9 protein-coding genes are annotated in these 12,850 nt (G+C 73.1%); 6 read left to right on the forward strand and 3 right to left on the reverse strand.

Annotated elements, in window-relative coordinates:
- Window positions 1–2 precede the first annotated feature (2 nt).
- From AB0I94_RS26550 to AB0I94_RS26570, 5 genes are all read left to right on the forward strand, one after another.
- Window positions 3–1,316 carry a M20 family metallopeptidase gene (locus tag AB0I94_RS26550; protein WP_363312171.1) on the forward strand — a complete coding sequence of 438 codons (1,314 nt, stop codon included), beginning with the start codon at window positions 3–5 and terminating at the stop codon, window positions 1,314–1,316.
- The gene (locus AB0I94_RS26555) at window positions 1,313–2,752 is read left to right on the forward strand and encodes an aldehyde dehydrogenase family protein (RefSeq protein ID WP_363312172.1); all 1,440 of its coding nucleotides are present in this window, start codon (window positions 1,313–1,315) and stop codon (window positions 2,750–2,752) included. Before AB0I94_RS26550 ends, AB0I94_RS26555 begins: the two co-directional genes overlap by 4 nt.
- Before the next feature lie 970 nt (window positions 2,753–3,722).
- Entirely contained in the window at window positions 3,723–4,523 is an 801-nt protein-coding gene (locus tag AB0I94_RS26560) for an SDR family oxidoreductase (RefSeq protein WP_363312173.1), read from the forward strand.
- Window positions 4,524–4,603: 80 nt separating this feature from the next.
- Window positions 4,604–4,972: a DUF3311 domain-containing protein gene (locus tag AB0I94_RS26565; protein WP_363312174.1), complete on the forward strand. Its 369-nt coding sequence runs from the start codon at window positions 4,604–4,606 to the stop codon at window positions 4,970–4,972.
- Window positions 4,969–6,504: a sodium:solute symporter family protein gene (locus tag AB0I94_RS26570; protein WP_363312175.1), complete on the forward strand. Its 1,536-nt coding sequence runs from the start codon at window positions 4,969–4,971 to the stop codon at window positions 6,502–6,504. Before AB0I94_RS26565 ends, AB0I94_RS26570 begins: the two co-directional genes overlap by 4 nt.
- A gap of 8 nt (window positions 6,505–6,512) precedes the next feature.
- Here AB0I94_RS26570 and AB0I94_RS26575 read toward each other — a convergent pair whose 3' ends face one another.
- Window positions 6,513–7,118 carry a chemotaxis protein CheB gene (locus tag AB0I94_RS26575; protein WP_363312176.1) on the reverse strand — a complete coding sequence of 202 codons (606 nt, stop codon included), beginning with the start codon at window positions 7,116–7,118 and terminating at the stop codon, window positions 6,513–6,515.
- A 115-nt stretch (window positions 7,119–7,233) separates the two neighbouring features.
- Between AB0I94_RS26575 and AB0I94_RS26580 the strand changes: the two genes are divergently transcribed.
- Entirely contained in the window at window positions 7,234–10,164 is a 2,931-nt protein-coding gene (locus AB0I94_RS26580; protein WP_363312177.1) for a penicillin acylase family protein, read from the forward strand.
- Here the strand turns inward: AB0I94_RS26580 and AB0I94_RS26585 are convergent.
- On the reverse strand, window positions 10,137–11,213 hold the full coding sequence (locus AB0I94_RS26585) for a DUF917 domain-containing protein (RefSeq protein WP_363312178.1): 1,077 nt from the start codon (window positions 11,211–11,213) through the stop codon (window positions 10,137–10,139). The genes AB0I94_RS26580 and AB0I94_RS26585 overlap by 28 nt on opposite strands.
- Complete coding sequence (locus AB0I94_RS26590; RefSeq protein ID WP_363312179.1) at window positions 11,206–12,786, reverse strand: hydantoinase/oxoprolinase family protein; 1,581 nt, start codon at window positions 12,784–12,786, stop codon at window positions 11,206–11,208. The genes AB0I94_RS26585 and AB0I94_RS26590 overlap by 8 nt, the downstream gene beginning before the upstream one ends.
- Window positions 12,787–12,850 lie beyond the last annotated feature (64 nt).

Genomic DNA, 12,850 nt, shown 5'->3' on the forward strand with positions numbered 1-12,850 from the left:
CCATGCACACCAGCTCAGGTCCCACCACATCAAGTCCCACGAGCCCAAGTCCCACGAGCTCAGGTCCCACCAGCTCGGGTCCCACCAGCTCAAGTGCTCCCGACGCCGACCCGGCCGTCGACACCGCCGCCGTCATCGCCTTCACCCAGGATCTGGTCCGGCTGCGTACCGTCAACGCGGCCGGAGCCACCGTGGTCGAGCAGCCCGCGGCCGACCTCGTCGCCAGGCTCTTCACCGAGTTCGGCTGGACGTACGACGTGGTGGAGATCGCGCCGGGGCGCCCCAACACCGTCGCCGTCATCGAGGGCGGAGGCGGCGACGGGCCGACCCTGATGTTCGAGGGCCACATCGACGTCGTCACGGAAGGGGAGCCGGGGGACTGGAGCGTCGATCCCTACGGCGCGGAGATCCGCGACGGCAGACTGTGGGGGCGCGGCTCCGCCGACATGAAGTCCGGCGTCGCGGCCATGATCTACGCGGTGCGGGCCCTCCAACTCGCCGGCCCCTTCCCGGGCCGCGTCGTCATCGGCGTGCTGTGCGACGAGGAAGGACTGATGCTCGGCGCGAAGGCGTTCGCCGCCACCCCGCTCGCGCGCGAGGTGGACGGGGTCATCGTCTGCGAGCCCGAGGGGTACGAGGTGTGCACCTCCGCCCGTGGCGGCATCCGGCTCCGGCTCGATCTCGACGGGGTGATGGCCCACGGCGCCATGCCGCAGGAGGCCAAGAGCCCCGTCGTCGCCGGGGCGCGCATCGTCGAGGCGCTCGCCCACGTGCAGGACTGGGCCCAGAAGAGGTACGGCACCCATCCGCACGCCGGAAGCGTGACGGTCACGCCGACCGTCCTGCACGGCGGAGACCCGGACCAGCTCAACGTGATCCCCGCACATGGCCTCGTCGGCATCGACGTACGTACGATTCCCGGCACCGACCACGCCGAACTCGTCGAGCGGGTGCGGGGGTTCGCCGCGGAGGCGGCCGGGACCGTCGGGGTGGGTGTCGGGCTCACCGTGGTCGACGACCGGCCCGCCGTCGAAGTCCCCGAGGACCACCCCGTGGTCACCGCTCTCGTCGAGGGGCACCGCCAGGTGCACGGCGCCCCGCCGCCGTTCGGTGCCGTGCCCGGCACCACGGACGGAACCATCCTCACCCGCGACGCCGGTCTGCCGACCGTCGTCTACGGACCCGGCGGGAAGTGGATCGCGCACCAGAAGGACGAGTTCGTCGAGGTGCGCGAGATCGTCGAGTACACGCGCGTGTACGCCGCCGCGGCGCACGCGTTCCTGAACAGCGGTGGCGCCACCGGAGGTGCGCGATGACCTGCCCCGAAGGGCTGCCCGTAGGGGACGGCTGGGTGGCCGCGCCCGCCAGTGGGCCCGTCCGCTTCCCGTACGACGGCAGCGAGATCGGCACGGCGCCGATCGGCGACGCGGACCTCGCGGGGCGGGCCGTCGAGCATGCCGCGGCGGTACGCGCGAAGGTCGGCAGGATGCCCGCCGGGATGCGGCGGCAGGTGCTCGCCGGGGTGGCCGCCGCGCTGGCCGACGCGGTGCCGGAACTGGTCGACCTCCTCGTCCTGGAGACCGGGAAACCGCGGATCGACTGCCAGGTCGAGATGCGGCGGTCCGTGGCCACCTGGGAGTCCGCCGCCGACGAGGTGGCCCATCTGCACGGCGAGACCGTGCCGCTCGACCTCCAGCCGTCCGGTGAGGGCCTCTTCGGCTACTGGACGCGGCGGCCCGTCGGCGTGGTGGTCGGCATCGCGGGCTTCAACTACCCGGTGCTTCTCGCCTCCCACAAGATCGCACCGGCGCTCGCCGCGGGCTGCCCGGTGATCGTCAAGCCCGCCCCCGCGACGCCGCTGGCCACTCTGCGGCTCGTCCATCTCGTACGCGAGCGGCTCGTGGCGGCGGGCGCGCCGGCCGGAGCGGTGCAGCTCGTCACGGGGGACGCGGCGGTCGGCCGTACGCTCACCACGCATCCGGAGGTCGCCGCGGTCTCCTTCACCGGGTCGGCCGCGGTCGGCCACCGCATCGCGCGGGACGCGGCGCCCCGCAAGGTGGTCCTCGAACTCGGCTCCAACGCGGCGCTCGTCGTGGCCGCGGACGCCGATCTCGACGCGGCGGCCGACGCGGTGGTGCGGGGCGGGTTCTACGCCTCGGGCCAGGCCTGCATCTCCGTACAGCGGGTCGTCGTCGTGGCCGACGTCGCGGAGGAGTTCGAGAAGCGGCTCGCCGAGCGGCTGCCGGACGTGGTGGTCGGCGACCCACGCAACGACGGGACCCGCGTCTCGGCGCTCATCGACGAGACGGCCACGGAGCGGGTGCTCGACTGGATCGAACGCGCGCGGGCGGCGGGCGCGCGCCTTGTGGCCGGGGGAGCCCGCGACACGGGTGGCCGGTGCGTCGCCCCGACGCTGCTCGCCGAGGTCCCCGACGGCGAGCCCGCCTGGGACGAGGAGATCTTCGGTCCGGTCGTCTGCCTGCGCACGGTGCCGGATCTGGACACCGCGTACGACGTCGTCAACGCGAGCCGCTACGGCCTGCACGCGGCCGTCTTCACCCGCGGCCTGCGGGCCGCGTTGGAGGCCGTGGACCGTCTGGAGGTCGGCGGCGTAGTGGTGAACGAAGTCCCCGGATACCGAAGCGACATCGCCCCCTACGGCGGCGTCAAGGACTCGGGCATCGGCCGCGAGGGCCCCAGATTCGCGATCGAGGAAATGACGGTGACACGGATGGCGGTCGTCCGGCCCTAGGGTCCTGGGCCCGGAAGGGAGGCAGCCACCGCCCCGGAACCCGCGGCGGACGCGCTCCGCCATCCCGGCGAAACCGCGGTTTCCCGAGGGCCGGGTGGCCGGGCGGGGCCGCGCTGCACGGCTGCCTCGCTCGCGCCTCCCCCCAACCGAAGCCGCCCTTCTGCCGAGACACCTGGCCTCGGGCGCTGGCTTCGGGCGCGGGCTTCGGGCGCTGGCTTCGGGCGCGGGCTTCGGGCGCGGGCTTCGGGCGCGGGCTTCGGGCGCGGGCTTCGGGCGCGGGCTTCGGGCGCGGGCTTCGGGCGCGGGCTTCGGGCGCGGGCCTCGGCCACGGCCTCGGCCACGGGCCACGGCCACGGCCTCGGCCACGGGCCACGGCCACGGCCTCGGCCACGGGCCACGGCCACGGCCACGGCCACGGGCCACGGCCACGGCCACGGCCACGGGCCACGGCCTCGGCCACGGGCCACGGCCTCGGCCTCGGGCCACGGGCCACGGCCTCGGGCCACGTGCTCCGGCTACGGGCCATGGCCCCGACTCCGGTCCTGGTCTCGGTCTCGGTCCCGGGCACGGGCCACGGCTTCGGTCCCGGTCTCGGCCACGGCTCCGGCCACGGCTCCGGTCCCGGTCTCGGCCACGGCTCCGGCCACGGCTCCGGTCTCGGCCACGGCTCCGGTTCCGGTTCCGGGCACGGGCCACGGCCCCGGCTCCGGCTCCGGTCCCGGCTCCGGGCAAGGGCACGGGCACGGGCCACGGCTCCGGCTTCGGTCCCGGTCTCGGGCCATGGCTCCGGCACCGGAACCGGCTCCGGCACCGGCTCCGGCCACGGGCCCTGCGGCCTCGGCCACGGGTCCCGACCACCGCCACGGGCCCCAGCCTCAGCCCTCTCCACGCCCCCACCCCCCACCCCCAGCCCCTCAGCAGACAACCATCACAACCGGCCCTGAGCCCTGGCACGGAAGGCAACATCACCATGGACTACAGCAATCTGTTCCGGCTCGACGGCCGCAGCGTCGCCGTCGTGGGTGGCGCGAGTGGCATCGGCCGTGAGGCCGCTCGCGCGCTGGCAGCCCAAGGCGCGCACGTCATCGTCGCCGACCGGGACATGGAGGGGGCGGCTCGGACGGCGACGCTCGCGGTGAACCCGGACGATGTGGCGGACCCGCGCGTCGGCACCGCCGTCGCCCACCCCCTGGACGTCCTCGACCCCGACGCCGTACGCGCCGCCGTCGCCGCGTGGGGACCGCTCGACGGGCTCGTCGTCACCGTCGGGGCCAACGTGCGCAAGCGCCTCGCCGACTACAGCCTCGACGAGTTCGACCGTGTCATCGCGCTGAACCTGCGCTCCTACCTCACGCTCATCCAGGCGGTCGCCCCCGGCATGGCCGAGCGCGGACGGGGGAGCGTGGTCGGGTTCGCCTCGATGCGGGCCTTCCAAGTGGAGCCGGGGCAGGGGCCGTATGCCGCGTCCAAGGCGGGGCTGATCCAATTGCTGCGGACCGCAGCCGCGGAATGGGGGCCGCGGGGCGTGCGGTTCAACGCCGTCGCGCCCGGCGTCGTCCGTACTCCACTCACCGACCAGATCGCCGCCGATCCCGCATGGTTCGATGCCTACGCCCAGGCCTCCGCGCTCAAGCGGTGGGCACGCGCCGACGAACTCGCGGGCGCCGCCGCCTATCTGGTGTCGGACGCGTCCACCTTCGTCACCGGCGCCGTGCTGAGCGTCGACGGCGGCTGGACGGCGGTCGACGGCCGTTACGACCCGTCCGTGTGACGCTCCTTCGCTCCCTCCCCCTCCCCTCTCCCCCCCGCTTCCCGGCGTGCCCCTGATGCCGCCCCACAAGGAGTCCCCCCATGCCCCCGACAGCTGACGACGGCGCGCAACACAGTGCGAAAGTCAACGAGCAAGGCAGCCCCCTCGACGGCCTTCCCACCCTCCGCAGCGTGGCCCGCCCCTCTCTCTGGCTGCTCCTGGTGCCCGTCCTGCTCTACGGCTCGGCCCCGTTTATCGCCAACCGCATCGAGCCCCGCATCCTGGGCGTCCCCTTCCTCCTGGCCTGGGTCATCGCCGCCACGGTGATCAGCCCCCTGGTCATCTGGCTCGCGGCCCGGCTCGACCCGGCGTACCGCACGGGCGCGGTCGAACCTCTCCCTGCCGACGACCTCGTCGATGACCTCGCCGACGACCTCGCGCGCACCGACACCGAAGGAGGCCGCCGATGACCGGCTCCGCAGCCGTCGCCACCACCATCTTCGGGCTCGCCATGGTCGCGACGATCCTGATCGGTGTGTGGAGCGCCCGCGGCAGGTCCAAGGGCCTCGCCGAGTGGTCCGTCTCCAGCCGCGGACTCGGCGTCCTGTTCATCTGGCTGCTCATGGCCGGCGAGACGTACACGAGCTTCTCGTTCCTCGGCACCGCGGGATGGTCGTACTCCTTCGGCGCGCCGATCCTCTACCTGGTCGCCTATCTGACCGTCGGTTTCGCCGTCGCGTACGTCGTGGGTCCCGCCCTGTGGACGTACGCGTCCCGACACGGCCTGATCTCCATCGCGGACATCGCCGAATTCCGGTTCCGCTCACGACCGGTGGGCATCCTCGTCGCCGTCGTCGCGACGGTCTTCATCGTCCCCTACATCCAGGTGCAGATTCAGGGCATGGGCGTCGTCGTGAACGCGATGACGTACGGCAGCGTCGATCTCAAGGTCGCCGCCGTCATCTCCTTCGTCGTGGCGGAGGTCTTCATCCTCGTGTCGGGCCTGCGCGGCTCGGCGTGGGTGAGCGCGCTCAAGGACATGCTGGTGATCGTCGCCGTCGTTTTCCTCGCGGTGTACATCCCGATGCACTACCTCGGAGGCTTCAGCGACTTCATGCAGCGCATGGTGACCGAGAAGCCCGAGTGGCTGACCTTCCCCGGGCACGAGTCCGGCGGGCGCAACGCCATGTGGTTCCTGAGCACCGTGGTGCTCAACGCCGTGACGATCACCATCTTCCCGACCACCGTCGCCGGCTACCTCAGCGCGAAGAGCCCGAACGCGCTGCGCCGCAACGCGCTGCTCCTGCCCTGGTACCAACTGCTCCTCTTCGTCCCGATGGTGGTCGGTGCGACGGCCCTGTTCGTGATGCCGACCCTGGGCAACCCCGACCTGGCCCTCTTCAGCCTCGTCACCGATTCGCTGCCCGCACCCGTCGTCGCGCTCATCGGCGTCGCGGGCGCTCTCTCCGCGATCGTCCCGATGAGCGTCTTCATGCTCTCCATCGGCACGCTGTGGGGCCGCACGGTCCTCGGCGGAGGCAACGGCGCCGATCCGAGGGCGCGCCGCCGAGCGGCCGGGACGTCCGGCGACGCCAACGACATGCGGGCCAAGCGGCTCTCTCAACTGGTCTGCGTCGTCGCGGGGTTGATCGCCCTCGCGGGCAGTCTCTTCTACCCGAACACCCTCGTGGAGCTCTCCGTCCTGTCGTACGAGGGTCTCGCGCAGCTCGTGCCTGTGGTGCTCCTCGCCTTGTACTGGCGGCGGTTGACCGCGCGGGCCGCAGTCGCGGGCATGCTCACCGGGCTCGCGGTGATGACGGCGCTGTGGGCCACCGACAACGATCCGTACCACGGCGTGAACGGCGGCATCATCGCGCTCGCCGCCAACCTCGTCGTGCTGCTCGCGGTCGTCCGGCTCGCCCCGGGCCCAGGTCCCACCGGAAAGACCGCCACCGCCCCGGCGGTACCGGACGAGCACGCGACACAGGCAGAGGCCCGGTGACCGGCCGCTCAGCCCTGGTGTCGCCGCACGAGCAGTTGGATGCGGGCGGGGATGTCCTCGGCGTGCAGCACGTAGTCCACCCGTCCGGTCTCGATCGCGGCCTTGGGCATCCCGTGGAATTTGGCCGAGGCGGGGTCCTCGACGATGACGGTGCCGCCGCCCGACTTCACCACTTCCACTCCACGGGCGCCGTCGCCGTCGGCCCCGGTGAGAACACAGGCGATCAGCAGGGGCCCGAACGCCTCGGCGGCCGTACGGAAGAGTGGGTCGGCGGCGGGACGGGACCGGTTGACCGGGGGCTCCCGGGTCAGCTGCAGTGTGCCGTCCTCCCGGACGCACAGATGGTGGTCGGGCGGGGCGATGTACACGGTTCCCGGTCCGGGGCGCTCGCCGTCCTCGGCCAGCTTGACGGCCAGCGCGGTGTGGCGGGACAGGATGGCGACGATGTGCGTCTCACGGGCGCGGCGGAGATGCTGGGCCACCAGCACTGCCGCCGGGAAATCGGCGCCAAGGCCGCTGAGCAGCACTTGCAGCCCCTCGATGCCGCCTGCGGACGAAGCCACCACGACGGTGGCGCGGGGGACGTAGGTCTCACGCGGTTGCTCGCTGCTCACATCTGAACCCTAAACCTCTCGGCCGTCCGGGTGCGGATGCCCCGGCCGGTGCACCCCCACACCTCCGGCCGCGACCGGAGCGTAACTTCACCTGACCCGCGTGAGTGAGGCATGTATGAAGAACAAGCAGAACAGGCAGGGCAAGCAGGACAGGCGGGACAGGCAGGACAGGCGGGACAGGCGGGACAGGCGGGACAGGGACATCTTTGAGGTGCCGGGTCTTCAGGAGCCCGTGGAGATCCGGATCGACCGGTGGGGCGTCCCGCACCTGTACGCCGCGTCCCAGGACGACCTCTTCCTGGCCCAGGGCTTCAACGCGGCCCGCGACCGCCTCTTCCAGCTCGACCTGTGGCGCCGACGCGGACTCGGCCTGCTCGCCGAGGTGTTGGGGGAGCGGTACGCCGAACACGATCGCGCCGCCCGCCTCTTCCTCTACCGCGGCGACATGGCCGAGGAGTGGCGCGCGTACGGAGACGACACGGAGCGGGTGACGACGTCCTTCGTCGACGGCATCAACGCGTACGTGTCGCTGTGCCGCGCGGACGCGGCACAACTGCCGCCCGAGTTCGCCCTGTTGCGCTACCGGCCGGCGTACTGGCATCCCTCGGACGTGGCCCGCATCCGCAGCCACGGCCTGCAGTACAACCTCCGTGACGAGGTCGTCCGAGCGCTCACCCTCCGCGACCACGGCCCCGAGGCGGAGGAGCTGCGCCGTCGCCGCGAGCCCGCCCCGCACCGGCTCCGCGTCCCCGAGGGCCTCGACCTCTCCGTCATCCCGGCCGACGTCCTGCGCGTGTACGAGATGGCGACCACGCCCCCGTGGGCAGCGGACGCGGCGCCCCGCCAGGGCCTGGACGGCTCCAACAACTGGGTCATCGCCCCGTCCAGGACGGCCACCGGCCGCCCCCTCCTGGCCAACGACCCGCACCGCGGGATCGCGCTGCCCGCGCTGCGCTACCTCGCGCACCTCTCGGCGCCGGGCATCGACGCCATCGGCGCGGGAGAACCGGCCCTGCCCGGCATCTCGATCGGCCACAACGGTCACGTCGCCTTCGGCCTGACGATCTTCCCGATCGACCAAGAGGATCTGTACGTCTACCGCACGAACCCGAAGAACCCGCACGAGTACTGGTATCAGGAACGCTGGGAGCCGATGACGCATGTCACGGAGACGATTCCGGTACGGGACGGCGAGGCGATCGCTGCCGACCTGTGGTTCACGCGTCACGGTCCGGTCATCCGTGAACTCCCCGAGCAGAACGCCGCGTTCGCGGTCCGCGCCGCCTGGCTCGGCCCTGGCATGGCCCCCTACCTGGGCAGCATGGACTACATGCGGGCGGCGAGTCCCGACGCGTTCGTGGCGGCGATGCGCCGCTGGGGCGCCCCCGGCGAGAACCAGGTCTACGCGTCCCCGGACGGCACGATCGGCTGGCGGCCCGCCGGCCGCGTCCCCGTCCGCCCTGGCTGGGACGGCACGCTCCCGGTGCCGGGCGACGGCCGCTACGAATGGGACGGCTTCCTGGACGTGGAGGAGCTTCCCTCCGTCCGCGACCCGGCCGAGGGCTGGTTCGCCACGGCCAACCAGCTGAACCTGCCGCCGACGTACCCGAACGCGGAGAAGACGGTGACGTACGACTGGTACGCACCGACCCGCCACGACCGCATCGCGGAGGAGCTCGGCGCACACGAGTCCTGGACGGTCGAGGAGTGCGTACGACTGCAGACGGACTACGTGAGCTTGCCGGCGCGGCGGATACAGAGGCTGCTCACGGCGCTGGTGGACGCCGATGCCCCGGCCCGCGACCCAGCGATGCCCGGATCCAGCGTGCCGGAGATGTCTGGATCCAACGCGCCTGACACCTCGGTTGCCGACACCTCCGCCCCCGGCCAGGTCGCCTCCGAAGACGGAGCGAACGGGGTCAGCGGGCCCGGCGACGGCGTGTGCGCGGACCCGGCGGCCGCTAGCGGCGCAGGTGTGGGCATTCCGGCGGACGCGAGCAATTCAGCGGACGCGAGCGTCCCAGCGGACGCGAGCATTCCGGCGACCGCTCCCGGCACAGGCGCGGACATCCGGACGGACGCGAGCATTCCGGCGGACGCTACCGACGCCGACGCCGACGCCGACGCCGACGCGGACGTCCGGGCGGACGCGAGCATTCCGGCGGACGCTACCGGCACCGGCGCGGACATCCCGGCCGTCTCGGGCATTCCAGCGGCCGCTACCGGCACCGGCGCGAGCATCCCGGCAGACTCGGGCAGTCCAGCGAACGCGAGCATCCCGGCGGACGCGAGCGTCACCGGCCACACCCCGGCACCCGCCGCCCGCCTTACCACCGCCCTCTCCCTCCTCCGCCACTGGGACACGCGCCTGACCGCCGAGTCCCCGGCCGCCGCCCTCTTCGAGGTCTGGTACCGGCGGCATCTGCGGCCCGCCCTCCTGACGCGTGCCCTTCGCGGGGTCGTGGGCGAGGAGCGGCGTGAGCGGGCCCTGACGTGCGTCCTGCCCGCCGAGGACGCCGCGGCGGACGCCCGCGTCGATCTGGAGCTCCTGGACGGCGACCCGGACCCCGCGCTGCTGCTCGGCACGCTCGCCGCGGCCGTGGACGAGCTCACCGGGCTCCTGGGGGACGACCCCGCCACCTGGTCCTGGGGCGCCCTCCACCACGCCCACCCGCACCACCCCATCGCCGCTCTGCTCGACGGGACCGCCCCGGAGTGGGCCGCCGTGGGCCCGGTCCCGCGTGGCGGCAGCGGGGACACCGTGGGAGCCGCCGCCTACGGGCCCGGGTTCCGGCAGACCGCGGGGGCCACCTTTCGGATCGTCGTGGACGTCGGCTCCTGGGACGACTCCGTGGCGATGAACTCGCCGGGTCAGTCCGGCCTTCCGGGCAGCCCGCACTACGACGACCTGTTCGCGAGCTGGGCCGCCGACGGTTCCTTCCCGCTCCTCTACTCCAGGCAGGCGGTGGAGAAGCACACGCGACGGACGATCACCCTGCGACCGTCCAGCACCGCGCATCAGGCGGCCGACCCGAAGGGCAGGTAGTCCACCTCGTACCCGAAGCAGCGGGGCCCGGTCAGCGCGAGGCCGCCCGGAGTGATCCAGCGTGGATCGCAGCGGGCGGCGATGACGCTGACGCGCAGGCCGTAACGCAGGCCCTCCGTGGTCACCGGGTCACCGGTCTCGCTGTCCAGTACGCAGATCAGGTCGGGCGTGGTCGCCACGGTCACCCCGTCGCGAGTGGCGAGCAAGTGCTCGTTCTGGAAGCCGAGTTCGAGCACCCGGCCCGCGTCACCCCGCGTCCCCTCGACGCGGGCGTGTCCACGCGCGAAGCCGCCCTCCGTGCGACGGGCCACGTCGGCCACCGTGCCCGTCAGGAGGGGGATGCCGGCCAGCAGCGACCGCGCCGCCGCCACCGGATCACCGTGCGCGGCACGCGCCTCGCGGACCGCGGCGCCCAGCCGCCCGGCGAGCGTCAGCGTCGCCGGGACCAGGCCGTCGGCGAGCTGATCGCCGCGCAGCACCGTGTCCGCGCAACTGATCTGGCAGCCGAGCTCCACGCACACCGCGCGTGCGATCCGCTCGGCGGCGTGGTTGTCGACGGCGTCGACGACGACGGTGTTTCCCTTGTCGTCGGCGAGCGCCATCGGCGAGTTGGCGATCCCGGCGAGACCGGGCAGCACCATCTGCGCCTCGGGGAACGCCCGCCCCATCGCGTCCCCGTCCACCAAGGGAAGCCCGGCCCGCGCGGCGCACGCGATTGGCAGCATCGAGTTGACCCCGCCGACCTCCAGCGGCGTCAGGTGCGTGGCCCGGCGCCCCAGGCGTCTCTCCAGGGCACGCAGCGCGGCCACGTCCTCCCGCCCGTTCGGCAGCCGCTCCAGGAGGACGGTGGGCGCGCCCATGCCGGAGATGGGGACGACGGTCGCGTCCGCGTCGACCTCGTCGATGTGGACGACCCGCACCGGGCCGTGCGCGCGGATCGCCTCGCGGGCGAGCAGTTTGCCGATGTACGGGTCGCCGCCGCCACCCGTGCCCAGGATGCCGGCGCCCCGCGCGATGTCGTCGAGGTTGTCGAGGGTGATCTCACGCATGGGCGACCATCCCGGCGCCGGACGCGGTGGCCTCACCGGGACGCCCCAGGTCCAGATCGCCCACGGCCTTGACGCGGATGCGCGTCGCACCGCCGGGCAGATAGGCGAGCGGCACCTCCTCGATGTCGACGACGCGTACGCTCCCGGCGCGCGCCCCGGCGTCCAGCGCACGCCCGACGGCCTCCTCGCGGGCCGCGGCGAGCACTGTGTCCCGGTGCCCTTCGGGAACCCTGAAGACCCGGTCGACCTCGCCGCCGACCTGCGCTGTCGCCGCACCCACCGCGTTGGCCACGTCGAAGTGGTCCGGCCTGCGCACATCGGTGAAGCCGGGCAGCGCCTCGGGCACGAGGAGGGAACCGCCTCCCACGACGACCACCGGCACCGCCGCCGCCGAGGTCCGCATCCGGTCCACGCCTTCGGCGAGCCGCTCGGCCACGCGGTCCAGGGCGCGCCCGGTGAACTCACGGCTCAGATGGGCCACGTGCGAGCTGTCCCCGAGGTCCGCGCGGCCCGCGGCCACCGCGAGGTCCGTCGCCGTCAGCCGCGTACCGCCGAAGACGAGCGCTTCGCGCGTCAGCGAGTAGCCCACCGACCGCGGCCCCGTCTCACCGTCGCGCGACACCAAGGACCCGCCACCGATGCCGAGGGAAAGGACGTCAGGGATACGGAAGTTGGTGCGGATTCCCGCGGTCAGGCTCTCGCCCGCGGCCTCCCGCGGAAAGCCCCCGGTCACCACGCCGATGTCGGCGGTCGTGCCGCCCACGTCGACGACCGCGCAGTCCTCGAGCCCGGAGAGGAGCGCCGCGCCCCGCATCGAGTTGGTCGGTCCCGACGCGAACGTCGCGACGGGACAGGCGCGCGCGAAGTCGACGTCCATGAGGGTTCCGTCGTTCTGCGACAGGAAGAACGGCGCCGTGATCGCCATCTCGGCCAGTGCCTTGCCGAACGACTCGACGATGACGGTGGCCAGATCCCGCAGCGAGGCGTTGATGATCGTGGCGTTCTCCCGCGCGAGCAGCCCCACCCGGCCGAGATCGTGCGAGAGCGAGAAGTGCACGCCCTCGCCCAGCTCCTCCCGCAGGATGTCGGCGGCGCGCCACTCGTCTTCCTCCGCGACCGGCGAGAACACCGACGAAACGGCGACCGAGGTGAGGCCGCGCGCGGCGATGTCGGCGGCTGTCCGCCGCAACTCCTCCGGGTCGAGCGGCGACAGCGGCCGCCCGTCGAACTCCCGTCCCCCGTGGCAGAGATAGCCGTGCCCGCCGACGGCGGCCCGCTGCCGCGCCGGCCAGTCGGCCATGGGCGGCAGGGCGGCGGTGGCGGGAAGGCCGAGGCGCACGGCGGCGACGGGGGTGAGCCGGGCGCCCTCGACGAGCGCGTTGAGGAAGTGCGTGGTGCCGATCATCACGGCGGTGACGGATTCGACGGGCGGTGCGAGGCCCCGGATCGCCGCGGTGATGCCGGAGGTGATGTCGGGGGTGGTCGGTGACTTGGCGGCCGCGATCACGTGGTCGTCGTACCCGAGAAGGGCGGCGTCGGTGTTCGTCCCACCGACATCGATGCCGATACGCATGGTGGTGGAGTCCTTCGTGTGGCGACAGGCGGGTGATGCGTAGTACGGACGTGACGCGCGCCGT

The organism is Streptomyces sp. NPDC050147 (genome assembly GCF_040660195.1).
GTDB lineage: Bacteria > Actinomycetota > Actinomycetes > Streptomycetales > Streptomycetaceae > Streptomyces.

Bases quoted from the DNA above. Each gene is read 5' to 3' on its own strand.
- AB0I94_RS26550 (WP_363312171.1), top strand. From the start codon at position 3: ATGCACACCAGCTCAGGTCCCACCACATCAAGTCCCACGAGCCCAAGT.
- AB0I94_RS26555 (WP_363312172.1), top strand. From the start codon at position 1,313: ATGACCTGCCCCGAAGGGCTGCCCGTAGGGGACGGCTGGGTGGCCGCG.
- AB0I94_RS26560 (WP_363312173.1), top strand. From the start codon at position 3,723: ATGGACTACAGCAATCTGTTCCGGCTCGACGGCCGCAGCGTCGCCGTC.
- AB0I94_RS26565 (WP_363312174.1), top strand. From the start codon at position 4,604: ATGCCCCCGACAGCTGACGACGGCGCGCAACACAGTGCGAAAGTCAAC.
- AB0I94_RS26570 (WP_363312175.1), top strand. From the start codon at position 4,969: ATGACCGGCTCCGCAGCCGTCGCCACCACCATCTTCGGGCTCGCCATG.
- AB0I94_RS26580 (WP_363312177.1), top strand. From the start codon at position 7,234: ATGAAGAACAAGCAGAACAGGCAGGGCAAGCAGGACAGGCGGGACAGG.
- AB0I94_RS26585 (WP_363312178.1), bottom strand. From the start codon at position 11,213: ATGCGTGAGATCACCCTCGACAACCTCGACGACATCGCGCGGGGCGCC.
- AB0I94_RS26590 (WP_363312179.1), bottom strand. From the start codon at position 12,786: ATGCGTATCGGCATCGATGTCGGTGGGACGAACACCGACGCCGCCCTT.